Source organism: Cupriavidus sp. KK10 (assembly GCF_018223725.1).
Classification (GTDB): domain Bacteria; phylum Pseudomonadota; class Gammaproteobacteria; order Burkholderiales; family Burkholderiaceae; genus Cupriavidus; species Cupriavidus necator.
Genome location: NZ_CP073677.1, coordinates 492,188 through 517,021 on the forward strand (window position 1 = coordinate 492,188; position 24,834 = coordinate 517,021).

21 protein-coding genes are annotated in these 24,834 nt (G+C 67.6%); 13 read left to right on the forward strand and 8 right to left on the reverse strand.

Features of this window, described 5'->3' with window-relative positions; translation table 11 throughout:
• Positions 1-33: 33 nt before the first annotated feature.
• A complete protein-coding gene (gene otsA, locus KB879_RS02520) occupies positions 34-1,425 on the forward strand; it encodes an alpha,alpha-trehalose-phosphate synthase (UDP-forming) (RefSeq protein ID WP_013955519.1) in 1,392 nt (463 codons plus the stop codon).
• Between the two features lie 35 nt (positions 1,426-1,460).
• Positions 1,461-1,805 carry a 4a-hydroxytetrahydrobiopterin dehydratase gene (locus tag KB879_RS02525; RefSeq protein ID WP_013955520.1) on the forward strand — a complete coding sequence of 115 codons (345 nt, stop codon included), beginning with the start codon at positions 1,461-1,463 and terminating at the stop codon, positions 1,803-1,805.
• 12 nt (positions 1,806-1,817) lie between these two features.
• Here the strand turns inward: KB879_RS02525 and KB879_RS02530 are convergent, their stop codons facing one another.
• The 8 genes from KB879_RS02530 to KB879_RS02565 all read right to left on the reverse strand — a co-directional run bounded on the left by KB879_RS02530 (position 1,818) and on the right by KB879_RS02565 (position 10,056).
• A complete protein-coding gene (locus KB879_RS02530) occupies positions 1,818-2,423 on the reverse strand; it encodes an NTP transferase domain-containing protein (protein ID WP_013955521.1) in 606 nt (201 codons plus the stop codon).
• Between the two features lie 22 nt (positions 2,424-2,445).
• The gene (locus KB879_RS02535; RefSeq protein WP_211980696.1) at positions 2,446-3,483 is read right to left on the reverse strand and encodes an XdhC family protein; all 1,038 of its coding nucleotides are present in this window, start codon (positions 3,481-3,483) and stop codon (positions 2,446-2,448) included.
• Entirely contained in the window at positions 3,456-4,013 is a 558-nt protein-coding gene (locus tag KB879_RS02540) for a CoxG family protein (protein WP_211980697.1), read from the reverse strand. The genes KB879_RS02535 and KB879_RS02540 overlap by 28 nt, the downstream gene beginning before the upstream one ends.
• Positions 4,004-5,260: a VWA domain-containing protein gene (locus KB879_RS02545; RefSeq protein WP_211980698.1), complete on the reverse strand. Its 1,257-nt coding sequence runs from the start codon at positions 5,258-5,260 to the stop codon at positions 4,004-4,006. The genes KB879_RS02540 and KB879_RS02545 overlap by 10 nt, the downstream gene beginning before the upstream one ends.
• Positions 5,261-5,262: 2 nt before the next feature.
• Positions 5,263-6,159 (reverse strand): MoxR family ATPase, encoded by an 897-nt coding sequence (locus KB879_RS02550; protein WP_211980699.1) that lies wholly within the window; start codon positions 6,157-6,159, stop codon positions 5,263-5,265.
• A 192-nt stretch (positions 6,160-6,351) separates the two neighbouring features.
• Entirely contained in the window at positions 6,352-7,152 is an 801-nt protein-coding gene (locus KB879_RS02555) for a xanthine dehydrogenase family protein subunit M (protein WP_211980700.1), read from the reverse strand.
• A 27-nt stretch (positions 7,153-7,179) separates the two neighbouring features.
• Positions 7,180-9,555, reverse strand: coding sequence for a xanthine dehydrogenase family protein molybdopterin-binding subunit (locus KB879_RS02560; protein WP_211980701.1), 2,376 nt, complete (start codon positions 9,553-9,555; stop codon positions 7,180-7,182).
• 12 nt (positions 9,556-9,567) lie between these two features.
• On the reverse strand, positions 9,568-10,056 hold the full coding sequence (locus tag KB879_RS02565; protein WP_013955528.1) for a (2Fe-2S)-binding protein: 489 nt from the start codon (positions 10,054-10,056) through the stop codon (positions 9,568-9,570).
• 336 nt (positions 10,057-10,392) lie between these two features.
• Here KB879_RS02565 and KB879_RS02570 point away from each other — a divergent pair, with 336 nt between their 5' ends.
• The 11 genes from KB879_RS02570 (at position 10,393) to KB879_RS02620 (ending at position 24,720) form a co-directional block, all read left to right on the forward strand.
• The gene (locus tag KB879_RS02570; protein WP_013955529.1) at positions 10,393-10,971 is read left to right on the forward strand and encodes a YqaA family protein; all 579 of its coding nucleotides are present in this window, start codon (positions 10,393-10,395) and stop codon (positions 10,969-10,971) included.
• 181 nt (positions 10,972-11,152) lie between these two features.
• Positions 11,153-15,127: an FAD/FMN-binding oxidoreductase gene (locus KB879_RS02575; RefSeq protein WP_013955530.1), complete on the forward strand. Its 3,975-nt coding sequence runs from the start codon at positions 11,153-11,155 to the stop codon at positions 15,125-15,127.
• Between the two features lie 9 nt (positions 15,128-15,136).
• Positions 15,137-15,574, forward strand: coding sequence for an HIT family protein (locus KB879_RS02580; protein ID WP_013955531.1), 438 nt, complete (start codon positions 15,137-15,139; stop codon positions 15,572-15,574).
• Between the two features lie 123 nt (positions 15,575-15,697).
• Positions 15,698-17,563, forward strand: coding sequence for an ABC transporter ATP-binding protein/permease (locus KB879_RS02585; RefSeq protein ID WP_013955532.1), 1,866 nt, complete (start codon positions 15,698-15,700; stop codon positions 17,561-17,563).
• A 75-nt stretch (positions 17,564-17,638) separates the two neighbouring features.
• A complete protein-coding gene (locus KB879_RS02590) occupies positions 17,639-18,061 on the forward strand; it encodes a gamma-butyrobetaine hydroxylase-like domain-containing protein (RefSeq protein ID WP_010814444.1) in 423 nt (140 codons plus the stop codon).
• 34 nt (positions 18,062-18,095) lie between these two features.
• A complete protein-coding gene (gene ubiE / locus KB879_RS02595; protein WP_013955533.1) occupies positions 18,096-18,827 on the forward strand; it encodes a bifunctional demethylmenaquinone methyltransferase/2-methoxy-6-polyprenyl-1,4-benzoquinol methylase UbiE in 732 nt (243 codons plus the stop codon).
• A gap of 63 nt (positions 18,828-18,890) precedes the next feature.
• Positions 18,891-19,874, forward strand: a complete 984-nt coding sequence (locus KB879_RS02600) for a Tim44 domain-containing protein (RefSeq protein ID WP_211980702.1) — start codon at positions 18,891-18,893, stop codon at positions 19,872-19,874.
• 128 nt (positions 19,875-20,002) lie between these two features.
• Entirely contained in the window at positions 20,003-20,692 is a 690-nt protein-coding gene (locus tag KB879_RS02605) for an SCP2 domain-containing protein (protein WP_153953226.1), read from the forward strand.
• 67 nt (positions 20,693-20,759) lie between these two features.
• Positions 20,760-22,337, forward strand: a complete 1,578-nt coding sequence (gene ubiB / locus KB879_RS02610; RefSeq protein WP_013955536.1) for a ubiquinone biosynthesis regulatory protein kinase UbiB — start codon at positions 20,760-20,762, stop codon at positions 22,335-22,337.
• Positions 22,338-22,368: 31 nt separating this feature from the next.
• A complete protein-coding gene (locus KB879_RS02615; RefSeq protein ID WP_211980703.1) occupies positions 22,369-22,989 on the forward strand; it encodes a methyltransferase domain-containing protein in 621 nt (206 codons plus the stop codon).
• Positions 22,990-23,283: 294 nt separating this feature from the next.
• Positions 23,284-24,720 carry a sodium:solute symporter family protein gene (locus KB879_RS02620; protein WP_153953228.1) on the forward strand — a complete coding sequence of 479 codons (1,437 nt, stop codon included), beginning with the start codon at positions 23,284-23,286 and terminating at the stop codon, positions 24,718-24,720.
• The last annotated feature ends 114 nt before the right edge of the window (positions 24,721-24,834 follow it).

Sequence of the window (24,834 nt, forward strand, 5' to 3'; positions counted from 1 at the left end):
GGCATCCAGAACAGAGGACTCCAAGAACAACATATGCCAAGACTTGTAGCGGTATCCAACCGGGTCGCCGATCCCCGCAACGTGGCGGCGGGCGGCCTCGCCGTGGCGCTATCCGAAGCCCTGCGCCAGACTGGCGGCATGTGGTTCGGCTGGAGCGGCAAGGCGCTGGAAACCGCCCAGGGCGGCACGCCGGGTGAAGGCGACCTGCACCTGCAGCAGGCCGGCAACGTGACGCTGGCCACCGTCGACCTGAGCCGCGAGGACCACGACGCCTACTATCTGGGCTACAGCAATGGCGTGCTGTGGCCGGTGTTCCACTACCGGCTGGACCTGGCGGATTTCGACTCCAACTTCCTGAATGGATACCGGCGCGTGAACCAGCTGTTCGCGCGCAAGCTGGCGCCGCTGCTGCAGCCCGACGACATCATCTGGATCCATGACTACCACCTGATCCCGCTGGCCTCAGAGCTGCGCGCCATCGGCTGCGGGCAGAAGATCGGCTTCTTCCTGCATGTGCCGCTGCCGCCGCCGCTGATTCTGGCCGCCATCCCGCAGCACGAGTGGCTGATGCGCGCACTGTTTGCCTACGACCTGCTCGGCTTCCAGAGCCATGCGGATGTCGAGCACTTCTCGCGCTACGTGCAGGCCGAAGCGCAGGCCGAGCCCATGGGCGAGCACCGCTACCGCGCCTTCCACCGCACGGTGCGGGCGCAGGCCTTCCCGATCGGCATCGACGTCGACGAGTTCATGGAGCTGGGCCGCGGCGCGGATGCGCAGGAAACCTACGAGATGATGTGCGCGCAGTACGCGCGCCGCCGGCTGCTGCTGGGCATCGACCGGCTCGACTATTCCAAGGGCCTGCCGCAGCGGCTCAAGGCGTTCTACCGGCTGCTGGCCGAGTATCCCGAGAACCGCTCGAGCGCGACGCTGGTGCAGATCGCTGCCCCGTCGCGTGAGTCGGTGGATGCCTACGTCGACCTGCGCCGCGAGATGGAGCAGCTGAGCGGCGCCATCAACGGCGAGTTCGGTGAGCTGGACTGGATGCCGGTGCGCTATATCCACCGCACCACCGCGCGCAAGCGGCTGCCCGGCCTGTGCCGCGCCAGCCGCGTGGCGCTGGTGACGCCGCTGCGCGACGGCATGAACCTGGTGGCCAAGGAGTTCATCGCCGCGCAGGACCCGGAGGACCCGGGCGTGCTGGTGCTGTCGCGCTTTGCCGGCGCCGCCGAGCAGCTGCGCGAGGCGCTGCTGGTCAATCCGTACGACACGCGCGCCACCGCGCAGGCGATCCAGCAGGCGCTGCACATGCCGCTGGCCGAGCGCCAGCAGCGGCACCAGAAACTGCTGGAGCGCATCCGCGCGCAGGATGTGCACTGGTGGAGCAGCGAGTTCCTGCGCGCACTGACTGAGACCGAAGGGGCCTGAGGCGCGGGCTGTTCTTCCGGTCGGGGAGCATGACCATGAGCGAAGACCTGGCAGCGCAATCGTGCACGCCTTGCCGTGGCGGCGTGCCGCCGTTGACGCCGGCTGAGGCCGAGGATTTACTGCAGCAGGCGCCGGGGTGGGAGCTGGTCGATAGCGCGACGCGGCTCGAACGGCGTTTCACCTTCGGCAATTTCGCGCAGGCGCTGGCGTTCGTGAACGGCGTCGGGCAGCTGGCCGAGGCGCAGGGGCATCATCCGGAGATCAGCTTTGGCTGGGGGCATGCCACGGTGTCGTGGCGGACCAAGAAGATCAAGGGGTTGCACCGGAATGATTTCATCATGGCGGTGAAGACGAGCGAGTTGGCGGAGGGGATCGGGTGAGGTTCGTGGGGGTCACTTCAAATCCCCAGGCGTATCAATATCGCGAAACGCCCCTTCATCCTCTGTCAGGATCCGCGTCACAGGCTTGTCCTTCAGCAACGCCCGCGCGCCCTCATCTCCGTCCAGCTTCAGCAATTCCTCACGCCAGGCTGCGCCAAAACCCACCGGATGCCCACGTTGCCCGTTGCGCCAAGGGGCGGCGATGGTATCCGGCGTGGTGATCGTCAATGCCACCGCCCGGATCAGTTCCATCGGCAGCCAGGGCATATCCGCCAGCGCTACCACCCAGCCGCGCGCTTCGGGCGTGGCTGCCACGGCGGCACGCAGGGCTGCGCCCATGCCGGCTTCGGCGTCGGCCGACTCCACCACGCGGCAGCCGCCGCGGCGCAGTTCCTCCGCCAGTGCCGGGTTGCCCGGGCGAATGACGGCGATCGATTCCGGCAGCGCCGCGGCCAGCGTGCGCGCGCTGCGCCAGGCCACGGAGCGGCCGCCGGGCAGCACCTCCAGCAGCTTGTTGCGTTTGCCGGCGGCGTCGAAGCGGCGGCCGAAGCCTGCGGCCAGCAGGATGCCGGTGGGCAGGTCGGTGCGGAGCAGGGGAGCGTTGGGGGCGGCAGTCATGGCGGGCGCACTCGCGAAGTCGTCAGGTGGGGTCAGGCGCGACGTCGCAGCTGCTGCCGGTGCTGGCAGCCATCTCGCGCGCGGCCTTGGCGCCTTCCACCTGCAGGATGTCGGGCAGCGATACGTGGTTCCTGGCCGCGATCACCTCGGCCAGGATCGAGATGGCGATCTCGGGCGGCGTGCGGCTGCCGATGTAGATGCCCACGGGGCCATGCAGCCGCGCCAGCTGCAGCTCGGTCAGGTCGAATTCCTTGAGGCGTTCGCGGCGCGCCTGGTTGTTGCGGCGCGAACCCAGCGCGCCCACATAGAAGGCCTTGGTGCGCAGCGCTTCCATCAGCGCCAGGTCGTCCAGCTTGGGGTCGTGCGTGAGCGCGATCACGGCGCAGCGCTCGTCCAGCTTCATGTCAGTGACGGTGTCGTCCGGCATGGTGCGCACCATGGTCACGCCGGGGATGTCCCAGGTCTCTGTGTATTCCTCGCGCGGGTCGCACACGGTGACCTGGAAGCCCAGGCCCACGGCGATCTGGCACAGGTACTTGGACAGCTGCCCGGCGCCAATCACCAGCATGCGGTAGCGCGGGCCGTGGATGGTCAGCAGGGTCTTGCCGTCGAACACCAGGCCGTCGGTGGCGTTGGCCGGGCCCAGCGTGGCGGTGCCGGTGGCCATGTCGAGCGTGCGCGCGACCAGGCGGCCGTTTTCCACGGCGTCGAGCAGCTCGGCGATGCCGCTGGCCGGGGTCAGCGGTTCGGTGACCAGCTCGATGGTGCCGCCGCATGGCAGCCCGAAGCGGTGGGCTTCCTCGGCGCTGATGCCGTACTTGATTGCTTCCGGGTGGTCGGCGATGATGCCTTGCCGGCGCACGCGGTCGATGATGTCATCCTCGATGCAGCCGCCCGAGACCGAGCCCACCACCAGGCCGTCGTCGCGCACGGCCAGCATCGCGCCTTCGGGCCGGGGCGACGAGCCCCAGGTCCGCACTACCGTGACCAGCAGCACGCGATGGCCTTGCTGCTGCCACTGCACACTGTTCTTCAGGACTTCGAGATCCACGCTGTCCATGATCGTTTCCGCTTCGGTTCCTCTGTTGGTTCATTGTCGCCGGCGGCTGCGGCGGGGGCGCCGTCGGCCGCTGGCGTGTCGTCGGTGGCGTCTGGGGTGACGGCCTCGGTGAAGCGCGCAAAGAAGGTATCTGCCATCTTGCGTGCCGCGGCGTCCACCAGCCGCGAGCCGATCTGTGCGATCTTGCCCCCCACGTGGGCGTTGACGGTGTAGGTCAGCACGGTCTCGTCACCGTCTGGTTCCAGCCGGACCTGGGCGCTGCCCTTGCCGAAGCCCGCCGCGCCGCCCTGGCCATCGAAACGGATGGTGTAGCTGTCGGGGGCCTGGATGTCTTCCAGTGCCATGCGGCCCTTGAAGCGCGCCTTGACCGGGCCTACCGCGGCCGTCAGGGCCAGCTGGTAGGCGTTGTCGCCGTCGGGCTCGATACTCTCACATCCCGGGATGCATTGCTTGAGCAGCTCGGTGTCGTTGAGCGCTTCCCATGCCACCTGCTGCGGGACCGGCAGGCGCTGGCTCTGGTTCATTTCCATGGCGGGGCTTCCTTGTTGTGCCTGGCGAGGGCAGGGGTGGCGGCCCGGGGCGGGCCGCCATGGTCGGACAGCAGCGTCTCGAGCGCCAGCAGGCTGTCCAGGTTATGGGCCGGGCGCAGTGCGTCCACGTGCGGCAGGATGGCTTGCACGCCACGCGCCTGCGGGGTGAAGCCGGGGTAGCGCAGCAGCGGGTTGAGCCAGACGATGCGGTGCGCAAAGCGGCGCAGCCGTGCCATTTCGTCGCCGAGCAGTTCGATGTGCTCGTGGTCCAGGCCGTCGGTGACCAGCAGCACGGTGGCGCGTCCGGACAGCGTGCGCCGCGCCCAGTGGCGGTTGAAGCTGGCCAGCGCGGCGCCGATGCGGGTGCCGCCGGCCCAGTCGCGCACTTGGCCGGTGATCAGCGCGACGGCCTCGTCCGGGTCGCGTTCGCGCAGCGAGCGGGTGATGTTGGTCAGTCGCGTGCCGAACAGGAACACCGACAGCCGCTCGCGCGACTGCATCAGCGCATGGCAGAAGTACAGCACCGCGCGCGAGTACTGGCTCATCGAGCCGGAGATGTCGAGCAGCAGCACCACCGGCGGCTTGCGCTCGGCGTGCTTGCGGAATTTCCAGCGCAGCCACTCGCCATGCTGGCGCACCGCCAGGCGCGCGCTGGCGCGCAGGTCGGCATGGGTGCCGCAGGTGGCTGCGCGCAGGCGGCGGGTGCGCTGCAGTGCGAGATGGGCGCGGCGCGTGCGCACCAGGTGCTGCAGCGCGCGCCACTCTTGCGCGGTCAGGGTTTCAAAGTCGCGCTGCGCCAGGCGTTCCTGGTCGGAGAAGGTCAGCGGCACGTGGATGCGCTCGGCTTCGGTTTGCGCGGGCCGCGATGGCGTTTCGGGCTGGCGCGCGGCCAGGGCATCGGCCAGCCGGTTGCTGCGTTTGGGCGGCGGCGCGCCGCTGTCGACGCGCGGCAGCAGCAGCGCGCGCAGCTTGCCTTCCCAATCGGGATCGCGCCAGAACAGGTCGAAGGCGGCATCGAACAGCGGGCGCTGGTCGGGGCCGGACAGCACCAGCGCCGCCAGCGCGGCGCGCACCTCGTCGCGCTGGCCGATATCGACATGGCGCAGCGCCTGCAGCGCATCGACCGCATGGGCCGGCGACAGCGCGAAGCCACCGTCGCGCAACAGCCGAATGAAGTGCGTGACGTTGCGCGCCAGCACCGGCAGGGCCGGTGCGGCAGGCCGTACAGCGGCGTGCAGCGTGGCCATCTTCAGCCTCCCGGCGTGGCACCCGCCAGCAGCTCGGCCACGGTGGGGCCGTCCACGCGCGCCAAGTCGTCCTGGTACTTGAGCAGCACGCCCAGCGTGTCGCGCACGGACTGCGGATCGAGCTCGGTCGCGCCCAGCGCGGAGAGCGCGCGGCACCAGTCGATGGCCTCGGCGATGCCCGGCGCCTTGAACAGGTCGATGCCGCGCAGCCGGTGGATAAAGTCGATGGCCTGGGCCTGCAGCGCCGCGGCGGCCTCGGGGGCGCGCGCGGCCACGATCTGCAGTTCGCGGTCGCGCTCCGGGTAACCCATCCACTGGTACAGGCAGCGGCGCTTGAGGGCGTCGTGGACTTCGCGGGTGCGGTTGGAGGTGATCACGATCAGCGGCGGACGCTCGGCCCGGATCACGCCGATTTCGGGGATCGACACCTGGAATTCGGACAGCACCTCCAGCAGGAAGGCTTCGAAGGGTTCGTCGGCGCGGTCGATCTCGTCGATCAGCAGCACGCGCGGGACGTCCGGTGCGGCAGGGTCGGGCAGCAGTGATTCCAGCAGCGGGCGCTTGAGCAGGTAGTCGTCGTGGTACAGCGACTGCGCCTCGGGACGTTCGCCGCGTGCCTCGGCCAGGCGCAGCGCCATGATCTGGCGCGGGTAGTCCCATTCGTACAGCGCGCTGGCGGCGTCCAGCCCTTCATAGCATTGCAGCCGCAGCAGCCGTGTGCCGAGCACGCCCGCCATCGCATGCGCCATGGCGGTCTTGCCGACGCCGGGCTCGCCTTCCAGGAACAGCGGCCGCTGCATGCGGATGGCGAGATAGAGCACCGTGGCGGTCTCGCGGTCGGCGAAGTATTGCTGGTGTTCCAGCTGGGCGATGGTGTCGTCGATGGAGGTGGGAAGCATGAGATTCTTTCTGTGCCGGCATGCCTCGCACGCCGACGGTTTGCTCCCCTCTCCCGCACGGCGGGGGGGCGGGGGAGAGGGCAGGAGGTTCGCGCGCGATAACGCTTGATTCAAGCGCCGGCCCTCTCCCCCGACCCCTCTCCCGCGGTGGCGGGAGAGGGGAGACCACAATGGGGAGAGGTAAAACTCGCGCTACCCCTTCGCCGCCGCCTCCACCGCCCGCGCCGCCAGCACCGGGATCAGATGCGCCCGGTACTCCGCCGACGCATGCAGGTCGGCGTTCAGCTTCGACGCATCGACCTTCACCCCACGCGCCGCCTGCGCGGTGAAGCTGGCCGACAGCGCCTGCTCCAGCGGCTGGCAGCGGAACACGCTGTCGGCCGCGCCTGTCACCGCCACGCGCACTGTGTTGCCGGTGCGCGCCACCATCACGCCCACCAGCGCAAAGCGCGAGGCCGGGTTGCGGAACTTGGCGTAGGCAGCCTGCTCCGGGATTGGGAAGCGCACCGCGGTGATCAGCTCGTCCGGTTCCAGGGCGGTTTCATAGAGGCCCTTGAAGAAGTCGTCGGCGGCGATGGTGCGGCGGTCGGTGACCACGGTCGCTCCCAGCCCCAGCACACCCGCGGGGTAGTCGGCAGCGGGATCGTCATTGGCGAGCGCGCCACCGATGGTGCCCATGGCGCGCACCTGGCGGTCGCCGATGCCGCCGGCCAGTGCCGCCAGCGCCGGGATGCGCTGGCGCACCTCGGCATGCTCGGCCACATCGGCATGGCGCGCGGCGCCGCCGACCACGATCTCATTGCCTTCGACGCGGATGTCGGCCATGCCGGGAATGCGCGCCACGTCCACCAGCACGGAGGGCGCGGCCAGCCGCAGTTTCATCGCGGCCAGCAGGCTCTGGCCGCCGCCGAGGAACTTGGCGTCGGGATCGGCCTTTAGCGTGGCCACGGCCGCCTTGGCATCCGCGGCGCGTTCAAAATTGAATGCGTACATGTCGGTTTCCTTTGCGGTGTGCGTGGGTCACGGCCGGGCGGCCTGGATGGCCTGCCAGACCCGGTGCGGCGTGGCGGGCATCTGGATGTCCTTCACGCCCAGTGGGCTGAGCGCATCCACCAGCGCGTTGATGAACGCCGGCGGCGAGCCGATCGCGCCGGCTTCGCCGCAGCCCTTCACGCCCAGTGGGTTGTGGGTGCAGGGCGTGCCGGTGGCGGTCTCGACGGTGAAGTCGGGCAGGTCGCCGGCGCGCGCCATGGCGTAGTCCATGTACGAGCCGGTCAGCAACTGGCCGCTGTCGTTGTCGTAGATGCACTGCTCCAGCATGGCCTGGCCCAGCCCCTGGCCGATGCCGCCATGGACCTGGCCTTCGACGATCATCGGGTTGATGATGTTGCCGAAGTCGTCCACCGCGGTGAACTTGACCACCTGCGACTCGCCCGTATCGGGATCGACCTCCACCTCGCACACATAGGCGCCGGACGGGTAGGTGAAGTTGGTCGGGTCGTAGAACGCGTTTTCGTTCAGGCCCGGCTCCAGCTTGTCGAGCGGATAGTTGTGCGGCACGTAGGCGGACAGCGCGACCTCGCCGAAGGTCTTGGTGCGGTCGGTGCCGGCCACGCGGAATACGCCGTTGCTGAACTCGATGTCGGTGTCGGCGGCTTCCAGCAGGTGCGCGGCGATCTTCTTGGCCTTGGCCTCGATCTTGTCGAGCGCCTTGACGATGGCCGAGCCGCCCACCGCCAGCGAGCGCGAGCCATAGGTGCCCATGCCGAACGGCACCCGGCCGGTGTCCCCGTGCACGATCTCGACCTGGTCCAGCTGCAGCCCGAGCCGGTCGGCGACCACCTGCGCGAAGGTGGTCTCGTGCCCCTGGCCATGGCTGTGCGAGCCGGTGAACACGGTCACGGTGCCGGTCGGGTGCACGCGGATCTCGCCCACCTCGAACAGCCCCGCGCGCGCGCCCAGCGCGCCGGCGATATTCGACGGCGCCAGCCCGCAGGCCTCGATATAGCAGGAATAGCCCAGGCCGCGCAGCTTGCCGCGCTGCTTCGCTTCGTCGCGCCGGGCCGGGAAGCCCTTGACGTCGGCCAGCTCCTGCGCGCGCGCCAAGCACGGCTCGTAGTCGCCGGTGTCGTAGGTCAGGCCCACCGGCGTGGCGTACGGGAACTGGCGGATGAAGTTCTTGCGGCGCAGCTCGGCCGGGTCGATCTTCAGCTCGTGCGCGGCGGTTTCGACCAGGCGCTCGACCACATAGGTGGCCTCGGGCCGGCCGGCGCCGCGGTAGGCATCCACCGGCGCGGTGTTGGTGAAGACCGACTGCACTTCGGCGTAGATCGCGGGCGTGGCGTACTGGCCCGCCAGCAGCGTTGCATACAGGATGGTCGGAACGCTGCTGGCGAAGGTCGACAGGTAGGCGCCCATATTGGCGGTGGTATGCACCCGCATCGCCAGGAACTTGCCGTCGGCGTCGAGCGCCAGCTCGGCCCTGGTCACATGGTCGCGGCCGTGCGCATCGGTCAGGAAGGACTCGGAGCGGTCCGCGGTCCACTTGACCGGGCGGCCGATCTTCTTCGAAGCCCAGGTCAGCGCCACGTCTTCCGGGTACAGGAAGATCTTGGAGCCGAAGCCGCCGCCCACGTCCGGCGCGATGATGCGCAGGCGCGATTCGGGCAGCCCCAGCACGAACGCGCCCATCAGCAGGCGTTCGACGTGCGGGTTCTGGTTGGCCACGTAGACCGTATAGCTGTCGTCCTGGCGCGTATAGCTGGCGTTGACCGCGCGCGGCTCGATCGCGTTGGGAATCAACCGGTTGTTGACGATGTCCAGCGTGGTCACGTGGGCGGCCTTGGCAAAGGCGGCGTCGGTGGCGGCCTTGTCGCCGTGGCCCCAGGTGTAGCAGGTGTTGGCGGGCACGTCGTCATGCACCAGGGTGGACGCCTTGGCGGCATCGGCAGCGCTGACCACGGCGGGCAGCTCTTCATAGTCGACGTCGATCTTCTCGGCGGCGTCGCGCGCCTGCTGCAGGGTCTCGGCGATGACCAGCGCGACCTGGTCGCCGACGTGGCGGACCTTGTCGTGGGCAATCACCGGGTGCGGCGGCTCCTTCATCGGCGAGCCGTCGATGCTGTGGATCAGCCAGCCGCAGGGCAGGCCGCCGACCTTGTCGGCCGCCAGTTCGTCGCCGGTCAGCACGGCGATCACGCCGGGCGCGGCCAGCGCCTCGGTCTTGTCGATCGAGCGGATGCGCGCATGCGCGTGCGGCGAGCGCAGGAAGTACGCGTAGCTTTGCTGCGGCAGCACGATGTCGTCGGTGTACTGGCCGTTGCCGGTCAGGAAGCGATAGTCTTCCTTGCGCTTGATCGGCGCGCCTACCAGGCGCTGGCTTTCGGGTGCGTTCATGGCCGTTCCCCCTTATTCCGCGCTGGCGGCGGTGCCCTGCATGGCCGCCTGGCCTTGCTGCACTGCGCGCACGATGTTGTGGTAGCCCGTGCAGCGGCACAGGTTGCCTTCCAGGTGCGCGCGGATGGTGGCGGCGTCGGCGCCGGGGTGTTCCTGCACCAGCGCGGTGGCGCTCATCACCATGCCGGGCGTGCAGAAGCCGCATTGCAGGCCGTGGCATTCGCGGAAGGCTTCCTGCATCGGGTGTAGCGTGCCGGGAGCGGCGAGGCCCTCAATGGTGGTCACGGCGGCGCCGTCGGCCTGGACCGCGAGGATATTGCACGACTTGACCGCCCGGCCATCCAGGTGGACCGTGCAGGCGCCGCACTGCGCGGTGTCGCAGCCGACGTGGGTGCCGGTCAGGCGCAGCTGTTCGCGCAGGAACTGGACCAGGAGGGTGTTGGGTTCTACCTGCGCGTCAACGGACTTGCCGTTGACCGTCAGGCGGATCGGAATCGCCATGCTTGTCTCCATGTGGGGTGGACGCGCATGACCAATTGCCCGAAATCCCGAACGAACTGCGTGGGACTGGCCACGACGCGGTACTGCCGCTTAAGACGGCTATAGGACGGCTAATTCGTGATATTGGTGCTGCCGCTACAACTGCTGTAGGTGCGCCAGCGCACGCGGCGAGCGGCTTCAATGCTGGCGCGAATGCTGCGGCCGGCGAACGATTGGCCACAACAGGCTCTAACAGTTAATCACAAATCGTGGGGCGCTGCCATGTGGTTTGCCCGCGCCCCGTTCGGGGCACAGCAGCTAGAATGAGCAGCGCCCACTGGCACCCGCCACGCTTACATGGAAGCCTTCTTCGACTGGCTGTTTGAAACCATTGCCCTGCCCAAGGTGGGCCTGCCCGCGATCTTTGTGGTCAGCCTGATCTCGGCCACGCTGCTGCCGCTGGGCTCGGAGCCGGCGGTGTTCGGCTACGTCAAGCTCAACCCGCATATGTTCTGGCCGGCGATCCTGGTGGCCACGCTCGGCAACACGGTCGGCGGTGCCATCGACTGGTGGCTGGGCTATGCCGCCAAGCTGGCACTGGTGCGCTACCACAAGCGGCGCCGGGCGCGTGAGCACGACCTTGAGCACCTGGAGCACCGCAAACATATGCGCAAGCCGCCCAAGCCCAAGCTCGATGCGCGCTACTTCCGGTGGATGCGCCGGCTCGGGCCGCCCACGCTGCTGTTCTCCTGGCTGCCCGGCATAGGTGATCCGTTGTGCACGTTAGCCGGCTGGCTGCGCCTCTCGTTCTGGCCCAGCCTGGCCTGGATGGCGGTCGGCAAGTTCATCCGCTACCTGTTCATGACCGCCAGCCTGCTGTGGATCCCGGACAGCTTTTGGCACAACATTGCGCAAATGTGGAAGGCCTGGTTCTGATCCGGTGCGCCGCCGGCACCACCGCAGGGCGCCGGTGCCACCGCCTAAATGTCGCCTAATCCCTTGTTCCAACAAGGATTCCTCGATGTTGCGGTGCGGCGAAACCGGGCCTTGCAGTACAATCGCGCTTTAATGAACGATTCGCGCACAGTCCTCGTGCGCAGCAGGAAGCGGTCCCCCAATGAACGCCCCACTCGTGCTCGACGCCAAGCTCGCCGCGCAGGACGCCCCGCCGCGCCTGCGTGAAATCCCCTATAACTACACGTCCTTCTCGGACCGCGAGATTGTCATCCGCCTGCTCGGCGAGGAAGCCTGGCGCATCCTGGACGAGCTGCGCAGCGAGCGCCGGACCGGCCGCTCCGCCCGCATGCTGTACGAGGTGCTGGGCGATATCTGGGTGGTTCGCCGCAACCCCTACCTGCAGGACGACCTGCTGGAAAATCCCAAGCGCCGCCAGATGCTGGTCAGCGCGCTGCACCACCGCCTGAACGAGATCGAGAAGCGCCGCGCGGCCGACCGTGCCGAGCACGCCGAGCCCGCCGCCGAGGACCGCTCGCACCGCGTGGAGCAGCTGGTCGCCTTCGCCAAGCAGGCGATCGAGGATTTCAAGAACGAATTCGCCGCCGCCTATGACCTGCGCAAGCGCGCCCAGCGCGTGCTGGGCAAGGTCACGCAGAAGGACAACATCAAGTTCGACGGCCTGTCGCGCGTCTCGCACGTGACCGACGCCACCGACTGGCGCGTGGAATATCCGTTCGTGGTGCTGACGCCGGATACCGAGGAAGAGATCGCCGGCCTGGTCAAGGGCTGCTTCGAGCTCGGCCTCACCATCATCCCGCGCGGGGGCGGCACCGGCTATACCGGCGGCGCCGTGCCGCTGACGCCGATGAGCGCGGTGATCAATACCGAGAAGCTGGAGCAGCTCGACCCGGTCGAGCAAACCGACCTGCCCGGCGTGTCGCACAAGGTTGCGACCATCTTCTCCGGAGCCGGCGTGGTGACGCGCCGCGTGGCCGATGCGGCCGACAAGGCCGGCCTGGTGTTCGCGGTCGACCCGACTTCGATCGATGCCTCGTGCATCGGCGGCAACGTGGCCATGAACGCCGGCGGCAAGAAGGCCGTGCTGTGGGGCACCGCGCTGGACAACCTGGCCTGGTGGCGCATGGTTGACCCGGAGGGCAACTGGCTGGAAATCACCCGGCTGGACCACAACCTGGGCAAGATCCACGATGTGCCGGTGGCCACCTTCGAACTGAAGTGGTCGGACGGCAACCGTGCGCCGGGCGAGAAGGTGCTACGCACCGAGACGCTGGCGATCGAAGGCCGCAAGTTCCGCAAGGAAGGCCTGGGCAAGGATGTCACCGACAAGTTCCTGGCCGGCCTGCCGGGCGTGCAGAAGGAAGGCTGTGACGGCATCATCACCAGCGCGCGCTGGATCCTGCACCGCATGCCGAAGTTCATCCGCACGGTCTGCCTGGAGTTCTTCGGCCAGGCGCGCGACGCCATCCCCAGCATCGTTGAGATCAAGGACTTCCTTGATGCGGAGACGAAGAAGCCCGGCGGCGCCATCCTGGCCGGCCTGGAGCACCTGGACGAGCGCTACCTGCGCGCGGTCGGCTACGCCACCAAGAGCAAGCGCAACGCCTTCCCGAAGATGGTGCTGATCGGCGATATCGTCGGCGACGATGAAGACGCCGTGGCGCGCGCCACCTCGGAAGTGATTCGCATGGCCAACGGCAAGAGCGGCGAAGGCTTTATCGCCGTCAGCCCCGAGGCGCGCAAGAAGTTCTGGCTGGACCGGTCGCGTACCGCCGCCATCGCCAAGCACACCAACGCCTTCAAGATCAATGAAGACGTGGTGATTCCGCTCAATCGCATGGGCGAGTACACCGACGGCATCGAGCGCATCAATATCGAGCTGTCGATCAAGAGCAAGCTCAAGCTGGTCGACACGCTGGAAGCGTTCTTCGCGCGCGGCAACCTGCCGCTGGGCCGCAGCGACGACGCCAACGAAATCCCCAGCGCCGAGCTGCTGGAAGACCGCGTGCAGCACGCGCTGACGCTGCTGCGCGAGATCCGTGCGCGCTGGCGCTACCTGCAGGACCACATGGACGTGCCGCTGACGCAGGCCAAGGCCTCGCTGATCGGGCATGGGCTGGGACTGCTGGGGCAGGAGTTCGACGCGCGCCTGCAGCAGCAGCCTGACGCCACCGTGTTCCACCTGCTGCAGGACCGCACCATCCGCGTGTCCTGGAAGGCCGAGATCCGCGCCGAGCTGCGCAAGATCTTCAACGGCGGCGAGTTCAAGCCGATCCTGGACGAGGCCCAGAAGATCCACAAGCAGGTGCTGCGCGGCCGCGTCTTCGTGGCGCTGCACATGCACGCCGGCGACGGCAACGTGCACACCAACATCCCGGTGAACTCCGACGACTACGACATGCTGCAGGACGCGCACCGCGCGGTGGCCCGCATCATGGCGCTGGCGCGTTCGCTCGACGGCGTGATCTCGGGCGAGCACGGCATCGGCATCACCAAGCTGGAATTCCTCACCGAGGAAGAGATCGGCGACTTCCGTGCCTACAAGGCCAAGGTCGACCCGCAGGGCCGCTTCAACAAGGGCAAGCTGCTGCCCGGCGCCGACCTGCGCAATGCCTACACGCCGTCGTTCGGCCTGATGGGGCATGAGTCGATCATCATGCAGCAGAGCGATATCGGCGCCATTGCCGAGAGCGTCAAGGACTGCCTGCGCTGCGGCAAGTGCAAGCCAGTGTGCGCCACCCACGTGCCGCGCGCCAACCTGCTGTACAGCCCGCGCAACAAGATCCTGGCGACTTCGCTGCTGATCGAAGCCTTCCTGTATGAAGAGCAGACCCGCCGCGGCATCTCGGTCAAGCACTGGGATGAGTTCTCCGACGTGGCCGACCATTGCACCGTGTGCCACAAGTGCGTAACGCCGTGCCCGGTCAAGATCGACTTCGGCGACGTGTCGATGAACATGCGCAACCTGCTGCGCAAGATGGGGCAGAAGAAGTTCAACCCCGGCACCGCGGCGTCGATGTTCTTCCTCAACGCCACCAACCCCGAGACCATCAACCTGACCCGCAAGGTCATGATCGACTGGGGCTACAAGGCGCAGCGCCTCGGCAACGACGTGCTGAAGAAATTCGCCAAGAAGCAGACCGCGCATCCGCCCGCGACCGTGGGCAAGGCGCCGGTGCGCGAGCAGGTGATCCACTTCATCAACAAGAAGATGCCGGGCAACCTGCCCAAGAAGACCGCGCGCGCGCTGCTCGACATCGAAGACAACGAGATCGTGCCGATCATCCGCGACCCGAAGGCAACCACGCCGGAATCGGAGGCGGTGTTCTACTTCCCGGGCTGCGGCTCGGAGCGGCTGTTCTCGCAGGTCGGGCTGGCCACGCAGGCGATGCTGTGGCACGTCGGCGTGCAGACCGTGCTGCCGCCGGGCTACCTGTGCTGCGGCTATCCGCAGCGCGGCAACGGCCAGTACGACAAGGCCGAGAAGATCGTCACCGACAACCGCGTGCTGTTCCACCGCGTGGCCAACACGCTGAACTACCTCGACATCAAGACCGTGGTAGTGAGCTGCGGCACCTGCTACGACCAGCTCGCCGGCTATGAATTCGACAAGATCTTCCCGGGTTGCCGCATTATCGACATCCACGAATACCTGCTCGAGAAGGGCGTGAAGCTGGAAGGCGTGACCGGTACGCGCTACATGTACCACGATCCCTGCCACACCCCGATCAAGACCATGGACCCGACCAAGCTGGTCAACGACCTGATGGGCGGGAACACCGGTCTGGGCAAGATCGAGAAGAACGAGCGCTGCTGCGGTGAATCGGGCACGCTCGCGGTGACGCGTCCGGATATTTCGACCCAGGTCCGCTTCCGCAAGGAAGAGGAAATGACCAAGGGCGCAGACAAGCTGCGCGCCGACGGCTTCACCGGCGACGTCAAGATCCTGACCAGCTGCCCGTCGTGCCTGCAGGGGCTGTCGCGCTACAAGGAAGATGCTTCGGTGCAGGCGGACTACATCGTCATCGAGATGGCCAAGCATTTGCTGGGCGAGAACTGGATGCCCGAGTACGTGGCCAAGGCCAATGCCGGCGGCATCGAACGCGTGCTGGTGTAAGCCAACGCCATGACGCGCGCTCCCAACTGCCCGCTCTGCGAGACCGACGGCGGCGAACTGGTCTGGATGGGCGACCGCGCCCGGCTGATCCTGGTCGAGCATGACCGTTTCCCTGGCTTCTGCCGCATTGTCTGGAACGACCACGTGGCCGAGCTCAGCGACCTGGACGATGCCGACCAGGCCTGGCTGATGCGGCTGGTCGCACGTGTCGAACGGGTGGTGCGCGAGGTCATGGCGCCGGACAAGGTCAATCTGGCGGCCTTTGGCAATATGGTGCCGCACCTGCACTGGCACATCATCCCGCGCTACCGCTGGGACACCCATTTCCCCGAGGCGATTTGGGCCGCGCCGCAACGCGCGGCGGATGCCGTGCGCGTGCAGGAGCTGGCCAGTCGGCTGCCGGCGCTGCGTACGGCGCTTTCGCTGCTCGAAGCCGGCGACGCCTGAGTGGTGCGCGGAACCCACGCCTGGCCGTGACCGTCTGAATGCTGTTGCCGCCGTGGCCTGCCGCCACGGTATCCAGAACAACAAGCCCGGCCGGCATCCGCTGACGGGCCAAGCGCTGCCGCTATGTCCTCCACTCCGACCTCCGTCACCGTACCGGGCCCGGCCGTCCCTGCCCGGGCCCTCAAGATCCAGAGCCGGCTGCGCATGGCCGCCACCTGGGCACTGATCAAGCCTTACTGGAAATCCGACGACCGCGTCGCCGGGCTTGGCCTGCTGGCCCTGGTGGTCGTGCTCAACCTCGGCATCGTCTATATCAACGTGCTGCTCAACGAGTGGAACCGCGTGTTCTACAACGCGCTGGAGCAGCGCGACTACGCCTCGTTCAAGGTGCTGCTGCTGCGCTTCTCGTGGATCGCGGCGTTCTTTATCGTGGCGGCGATCTCGCGCCAGTACTACACCATGATGCTGCAGATGCGCTGGCGTACCTGGATGACCGGCCGCTTCATGGGCCACTGGCTCGGGCACCAGGCCTATTACCGCATCGAGCAGACCCACACCACCGATAACCCTGACCAGCGTATCGCCGACGATCTGCGCCAGTTTACCGACGGCGCGCTGTCGTTGTCGCTCGGGCTGCTCAACTCGGTGGTGACGCTGCTGTCCTTCGTCGGCATCCTGTGGACGGTATCGGGGCCGATCAGCTTTGCAATGGGCGGCACCGAATGGACCATTCCCGGTTATATGGTGTGGTTCGCGGCGGGCTATGCGGTGATCGGCTCGCTGGTGGCGCACGTGGTCGGCCGCCCGCTGATCGGCCTGAACTTCCAGCAGGAACAGTACGAGGCGGATTTCCGTTTCACGCTGGTGCGCCTGCGCGAGAACAGCGAGCCGGTGGCGCTGTACCGCGGCGAGCCGACCGAGCAGGCCGGCCTGCGCGCGCGCTTCGACCGCATCCGCGCCAACTGGAACCAGTTGATGCGCTATACGCGGCGGCTGACCTTCGTCAGCTCCGGCTACGCGCAGTTCGCCATCATCTTCCCGATCCTGGTGGCGGCGCCGCGCTACTTCGCCGGCAAGATGACGCTGGGCGGGCTGATGCAGACCAGCTCCGCCTTCGGCCAGGTGCAGGGCGCGCTGTCGTGGTTTGTCGACAGCTACGCCACGCTGGTGGGCTGGAAGGCCGCCGCCAACCGCCTGATCGATTTCCAGGAAGCGATCCGCGTGGCCGAGCGCCAGGACATGGCGCCGGGCGGCGTGCGCGATATCGAGGTGGAACATACCGGCAAGCCGCAGAATGGCATCACCATCGACGGCCTGGCGCTGGCATTGCCGGTACGCGCCGCGCGCAGCGCGGCCGTGGGCCAGCGGCCGCTGGTGGCGCCGTTCTCGCTGTCGGTCGCGCCGGGCGAGCGCTGGCTGGTCAGCGGCCCGTCTGGTTGCGGCAAGAGCGTGCTGTTTCGCGCGCTGGCGGGGATCTGGCCGTACGGCAGCGGCACCGTGACCATGCCCGACGGCGCGCGCATGCTGTTCCTGCCGCAGCGCAGCTACCTGCCGATCGGCACGCTGGCCGATGCGCTGGCTTACCCCGACGCCGGCACCGTGCACAGCGCGGAAGCGCTGCAGGCGGCGCTGCGCCAGGCGCGGCTGGCCGCACTGGTGGACCAGCTCGACGTGTTCGACAACTGGTCGCTGAGGCTGTCGCCGGGCGAACAACAGCGGCTGGCGTTTGCGCGCGCACTCTTGCAGAAGCCCGACTACCTGTTCCTGGACGAGGCCACCAGCGCGCTGGACGAGGAAACCGAGGGCGTCATGTACAAGCTCATGGTGGACTCGCTGCCCGGTGCGGCCATCGTCAGCATCGCCCACCGCAGTACCGTGGCGGCCTTCCACGGCCGGCGCCTGCGCTACGTGCCGCAGGATGGGGACGCCGCCCGGGCTGCGCAAGCCGGCGAGCCTGGGGTAAGCTATCGAGTTGTATGCGAAGCGTGATGCCGTGCCGTACCGGCCCAGCATCGCGCGGCAATCACCCCCCTCAGGAGCGACCCTAACCGGGCCGCGATCATCATGGCAGGCCTGGAAAAAGACACCCCTCATCCCACCGCGCTGACCGTCCATACGCAATCCCGCGTGCTGGAGATCGGCTTCGACAACGGCCGCAGCTTCCGGCTGCCGTTCGAGCTGCTGCGCGTGTATTCGCCGTCCGCTGAAGTCCAGGGCCACGGCCCGGGGCAGGAAGTGCTGCAGACCGGCAAGCGCGAGGTGGGCGTCAACGCGGTCGAGCCGGTCGGCAACTACGCGATCCTGATCCGCTTTACCGACGGCCACGACACCGGCATCTATTCCTGGGACTTGCTGTACCGCCTCGGCGACAACCAGGATGCGCTCTGGCAGGACTACCTGCAGCGCCTGGAAGCCGCCGGCGCCGACCGCGACACCCCGATGCCCGCCGCCGGCGCTGCCGGCGGCCACGGCTGCGGCCATCACTGAGCCGCGCCGAACCGATTACCCTGGAGTCTGAAAGATGAGTGAAACCCACTTCGGGTTTGAAAAGGTCGACGAAGCGGAAAAGGCCGACAAGGTTGCCGGTGTATTCCATTCGGTGGCAAGCAAGTACGACGTGATGAACGACCTGATGTCCGGCGGCATGCACCGGCTCTGGAAGATGTTCACCATCGCCCAGGCCGGCGTTCGCCCCGGCCACAAGGTGCTGGATATCGCCGGCGGCACCGGCGACCTGGCCAAGGCGTTCGCCAAGCAAGCCGGCCCGACCGGGCAGGTCTGGCTGACCGACATCAACGAGTCGATGCTGCGCGTGGGCCGCGACCGGCTGTTGAACAAGGGCATCGTCACGCCGGTGTGCCTGTGCGACGCCGAGCACATCCCGTTCCCGGACAATTACTTCGACCTGGTCACGGTGGCCTTCGGCCTGCGCAACATGACGCACAAGGATGCCGCGCTGGCCGAGATGCGCCGGGTGGTCAAGCCGGGCGGCAAGGTCATGGTGCTGGAATTCTCCAAGGTGTGGAAACCCCTGGAGAAGGCCTACGACGTCTATTCTTTCAAGGTGCTGCCGTGGCTGGGTGAGCGGGTGGCAGGGGATGCCCCCAGCTATCGCTATCTCGCGGAATCGATCAGAATGCATCCAGACCAGGTTTCACTTGTACGCTTGATGGAACATGCGGGCCTGGAAAATGTCGAATACTTCAATCTGACGGCCGGAGTGGTGGCGCTCCACGTCGGGCGCAAGTATTAAGAAGACTTGAAATCGCCATGCCTCGCCCGCATATAGGGTGAAACTGACAGGGGATAGCAGAATATGTCGTCATTTCGTGGAAAATTCCTGGTTGGGTCGCTGATTACCGCGATTGCCTTCGGGATGGTGTTCGACGCCAATGCCAAGCGCATGGGCGGTTCGCGCAGCATCGGCAAGCAGTCGTCGACGGTCACGCAGCAGCGCCAGCAGGCGCCGCAGCCCACTTCGCCGACCCAGCAACCGGCCCAGCAGCCTAATCAGGCAGCCCCGGCCACGGCTGGCGCCGCCGGCGCGGCTGCCGCGGCAGCCCCCAAGCGCAACTGGGGCGGCATCCTGGGCGGCATCGCCGCCGGCCTGGGTATCGGCTGGCTGCTGTCGCACTTCGGCCTGGGCGGCGCGGCGCTGGGCTTCCTGTCCAACCTGATCCTGATCGCGCTGGTGGCGTTCGCCGCGATCTGGCTGATCCGCAAGTTCCGTGGCGGCAGCAAGCGCACCCAGCAACCGGCCTACGCCGGTGCCGGCAACGCGCCGAACCTGGATCGCAGCGCCGAGCCCATGTTCCGCGGTGAGCCGACGCCTGTGTCTTCGGGTAGCCCGGCCGCCAGCACGGTACTGCCGGCAGCATCGGCGGCCCCGGTCGCGGCCGATGCCGTGGCCCAGCAGCCGTGGGGCGTGCCGGCCGACTTCGATACCGAAGCCTTCCTGCGCAACGCCAAGGTCCACTTCGTGCGCCTGCAGGCCGCGTGGGATGCCGGCAACCTGGACGACATCCGCGAGTTCACCACGCCGGAGATGTTCGCCGAGATCAAGATGGACCTGTCCGAGCGCGGCGCCGAGGTCAACAAGACCGACGTGGTCACGCTGGAAGCCCAGCTGCTCGGCATCGAGTCGGCCGCGGCCCAGCATATCGCCAGCGTGCGCTTCTCGGGCATGATCCGCGAGAAGTCCGGCGAGGCGGCCCAGCCGTTCGGCGAGGTCTGGAACCTGGCCAAGCCTGCCAGCGGCACCGGCGGCTGGCTGCTGGCCGGCATCCAGCAAGAGTCCTGATGCCGCACCCGCGGCGGTGATGCGCCGGGGGGAGTAGCTTAGAATGGAGGCCCACGCGAAAGCGTGGGCCTTTTTTGTTTGGGACGCCCGACCTGCGGCGTCGCTGCCTGCCCGCCAACCGCGCTGTCATGAATACTCTGCCTTCCGCCCTGGCCATGCCCGCCATCTCGGCGCTGAACCACCTGCTTGAGCAGGAGCCGTGGGCCCGCAACCAGCTCACACCGTTTGCCGGGCGCGTGATCCGCTTCGATGCCGCCGCCTTCGTGCTGTCGCTGAAGGTGACAGAGCACGGCTGCACCGAACCGGCGCCCGAGGCCGAGGCGCCCGCGGTGACGCTGCGCGTGCCGGTGCAGCAGTGGCCGCTGGTGGCCGCCGACGTGGCCGAAGGCGGCCAGGCCGCCGCCATGCGCCATGTCCGCATCGAGGGCGACGCCGAGCTGGCCAACACCGTCTCGACGCTGGCGCGCAACCTGCGCTGGGACGCCGCCGAAGACCTGTCGCGCGCGCTGCGCGGCATCCTGGGCGGGCCGGTGAGCGACAGCGTGGCGCAGCGCGTGGTCGATGGTGCGCGCCAGGTGCATGAGCAGGCCACACGCGTTGGCCGCGCCCTGGTCGACAACGTCACCGACTACCTGCTGGACGAGCATCCGACCCTGGTGCGCCACGCCGCGCTCGATGCCTTCGGCGCCGACGTGGGCCGGCTGCGCGATAGCCTGGCCCGGCTCGAAAAACGGCTGGAGCGGCTGGAGCGCGCCGGCCCGCCGCCGGTATCCGGCCAGTCGGGCCAGTCCGGCAAGCTGCCGTCGCCGCACCGCTGAGCCGGCCGCGCCACGATCCCATCCACCACCAACGTGACTGCCTGCCCGGCCCTGTGAAGACTCCCGAATGACCCGCCTCCTGCGCCTTGGCAAGATTCTCTTCGTCATCCTCTATTACGGCCTGGACGAGCTGGTGCTCTCGGGCTTCAGCAGCCGCAGGATCCGCTTCCTGGTGCGCGTCATCACCATCGGGCGCAAGCTCGAGATGCCGCGCGGCGAGCGCCTGCGGCTGGCGCTGACGCGGCTGGGTCCGATCTTCGTCAAGTTCGGCCAGGTGCTGTCGACCCGGCGCGACCTGATGCCGGCGGACATTGCCGACGAACTGGCCAAGCTGCAGGACCAGGTGCCGCCCTTCGATTCGGTGGTGGCGGTGAAGATTATCGAGCGCGCGCTGGGGCGGCCGCTGGACCAGCTGTTCGAGACCTTCGAGCACCAGCCGGTGGCCAGCGCCTCGATCGCGCAGGTGCACTTCGCCACGCTCAAGGGCGGCCCCTGCCACGGCCGCGAGGTCGCGGTGAAGGTGCTGCGCCCGGGCATGCTGCCGGTGATCGACAGCGACCTGGCGCTGATGCGCGACATGGCCACCTGGCTGGAACGCTTCTGGGCCGACGGCAAGCGCCTCAAGCCGCGCGAGGTGGTGGCCGAGTTCGACAAATACCTGCACGACGAGCTCGACCTGATGATCGAGGCGGCCAATGCCAGCCAGCTGCGCCGCAACTTTGCCGACACCAGCCTGCTGCTGGTGCCCGAGGTGTTCTGGGACTGGTGCAGCAGCACCGTGTTCGTGATGGAGCGCATGCACGGCATTCCGATCTCGCGCACCGAGTCGCTCAAGGCCGCCGGCGTGGACATGCACCAGCTGGCGGAAGAGGGCGTCGAGATCTTCTTCACCCAGGTGTTCCGCGATGGCTTCTTCCATGCCGACATGCACCCGGGCAATATCCTGGTGTCGGTGCAGCCCGAGTCCTTCGGCCGCTATATCGCGCTGGACTTCGGCATCGTCGGCGCGCTGTCCGAGTTCGACAAGAACTACCTGGCGCAGAATTTCATCGCCTTCTTCCGGCGCGACTACCACCGCGTGGCGCTGCTGCACGTGGAGTCAGGCTGGGTGCCGCCCGATACCCGCGTCGAAGAGCTGGAAAGCGCGGTGCGCGCCTGCTGCGAGCCATACTTCGACAAGCCGCTGAAGGAAATCTCGCTGGGCATGGTGCTGATGCGGCTGTTCCAGACCTCGCGCCGCTTCAATGTCGAGATCCAGCCGCAGCTGGTGCTGCTGCAGAAGACGCTGCTCAATATCGAAGGCCTGGGCCGCCAGCTCGACCCCGACCTGGACCTGTGGAAGACCGCCAAGCCTTTCCTGGAGCGCTGGATGCACGAGCAGGTGGGCTGGAAGGGCGCCTGGGAGCGGGTCAAGGTGGAGGCGCCGCTGTGGGCCAAGATGCTGCCCGACTTCCCGCGCCTGGCGCACCAGTTCCTGGAGCGGCGCGCGCTGACCAGCAACGGCGAGCAGGACAAGCTGCTGGCGATGCTGGTGGTGGAGCAGCGCCGCACCAACCGGTTGCTCGGCACCGGGCTGCTGTTGCTGGGCGGCTTTGTCGCCGGCATCGTGCTGACGCATGTGCTGGGCTGGGCCGGCTACTGGTAGCGCACCCGGGACCGATCCATCGGAGATGACCATGAGCGACACCGCCAAGCCTGCGCCGACCTTCGCCACCCGCAACGCCGCCGACCCGACGTTCTGGGACGAGCGTTTCGAACAGGGCTTCACGCCCTGGGACCAAGGCGGCGTGCCCGAGGAATTCCGCCAGTTCATTGAAGGCCGCGCGCCATGCCCGACCCTGGTGCCAGGCTGTGGCAACGGCTGGGAGGCCGCGTGGCTGTTCGAGCGCGGCTGGCCGGTGACGGCGATCGACTTCTCGCCGCAGGCGGTGGCGTCGGCGCGGCGGACGCTGGGGCCGGCGGGGGTGGTGGTGCAGCAGGGCGATTTCTTCGCCTTCACGCCGCAGCCGGCGTGCGGGCTAATCTACGAACGGGCCTTCCTGTGCGCGCTGCCACCGGCGATGCGGGCTGACTATGCCGCCCGGGTCGCGCAACTGCTGCCGCCGGGCGGCCTGCTGGCCGGCTACTTCTACCTGGGCGAAAACCGCGGCGGGCCGCCGTTCGCGATGCCGGCCGAAGAGCTGGACGCGCTGCTGGCACCGGCCTTCGAGCGACTGGAGGACCGGCCCTCGGCCGCGCCGCTGCCGGTGTTCCAGGGGCAGGAGCGCTGGCAGGTCTGGCGCCGCCGGTCCGGCTGAAGCAGCCACCGGCCAGCCCTTGTGGCGCAGGCGATGCTCCGCGTGGCGCATTTGCGCCAGCGGGGAATTTTTTTCGCTCACGCTGGTCTGCGTCGCTATAATCCGCGTTTTGATTCGGCTACGACCGCAGCCCCGACCGCGTTTTCCGCCCAGCGCGAGAACTCCAGGCAGCTCGATATGCGGCCCCGACCGATGAATTGGACTCCGGGCGGATGCGCGCAAGCAACGTGCACCCATGCGCCGCCCGGCATTCGGTTTCTCGCCACAAGGGCACTTTCTGCATAGGGCAGCGGCATGCTGATCTGGTTCGTCATCATCTACTGGGTAATCTCGGTCGGCATCGGCCTGTGGGCGGCGCTGCGCGTACGCAACACCACCGATTTCGCCGTCGCCGGGCGCAGCCTGCCGTTCCATATCGTCACCGCCACCGTCTTCGCCACCTGGTTCGGCTCCGAGACGGTGCTGGGCATCCCCGCCGTATTTCTCAAGGAAGGCCTGTCGGGCGTGGTCTCCGACCCCTTCGGCTCGTCGCTGTGCCTGATCCTGGTGGGCCTGTTCTTCGCCCGGCCGCTGTACCGGATGAACCTGCTGACCATCGGCGACTACTACCACAACCGCTATGGCCGGCTGGCCGAGGTGCTGACTACGCTGTGCATCGTGGTGTCCTACCTGGGCTGGGTGGCGGCGCAGATCAAGGCGCTTGGGCTGGTGTTCTTTACCGTCTCGGACGGCGCGCTGTCGCAGGAGGCCGGCATGATGATCGGCGCCGCCAGCGTGCTGGTCTATACGCTGTTCGGCGGCATGTGGTCGGTGGCCATCACGGACTTCATCCAGATGATCATCATCGTGATCGGCATGATCTATATCGGCTACGAGGTCAGCGGGCAGGCCGGCGGCGTCACGGCCGTGGTGTCGCACGCGGCGGCGGCCGGCAAGTTCGAGTTCCTGCCGTCGCTGGATCTCATCCAGATCATCGGCTTTGCGGCGGCGCTGTTCACCATGATGCTGGGTTCGATCCCGCAGCAGGACGTGTTCCAGCGCGTGACCTCGTCGCGCACCGAGCAGATCGCCGGGCGCGCCTCGGTGCTGGGCGGCGTGCTGTACTTCTGCTTTGCCTTTATCCCGATGTTCCTGGCGTATTCGGCCACGCTGATCGACCCGGACATGGTCGCCAAGTACATCAACGCCGATTCGCAGCTGATCCTGCCGAAGCTGATCCTGCAGCATGCGCCCATGTTCGCCCAGGTAATGTTCTTCGGCGCGCTGCTGTCGGCGATCAAGAGCTGCGCCTCGGCCACGCTGCTAGCGCCGTCGGTGACCTTTGCCGAGAACATCCTGCGGCCGTACTTCCGCCACCTGGACGACAAGCAGTTCCTGCGCGTGATGCAGACCGTGGTGCTGGTGTTCACCGTGGTGGTGATGCTGTTCGCGCTCAACTCGCACCTGTCGATCTTTCATATGGTTGAAAATGCCTATAAGGTCACCTTGGTCTCGTCCTTCGTGCCATTGGCCTTCGGCATGTTCTGGAAGCACGCCACCCGCCAGGGCGGGCTGGCGGCGATCTTGCTGGGCCTGTCTTCCTGGCTGACCTGCGAGGTGGCCTTTGCCGGTGCCGTGGTGCCGCCGCAAATGGTCGGCCTGCTGTTCTCGATCAGCGGCATGGTGATCGGTTCACTGCTGCCACAGTGGATTGCAGATCACGCACCGGTCAAGGAAGTCCATATCGCCTGACGCCCGGGGGTCTGCAACCCCTTCATTTCCGGCGATCAGGCGGCCCCGGAACGGTTTATAATTCAAGGCTTTGCATCGTCGCGCGGGAATTTCCCGCAGCCGCCATGGCCCGCG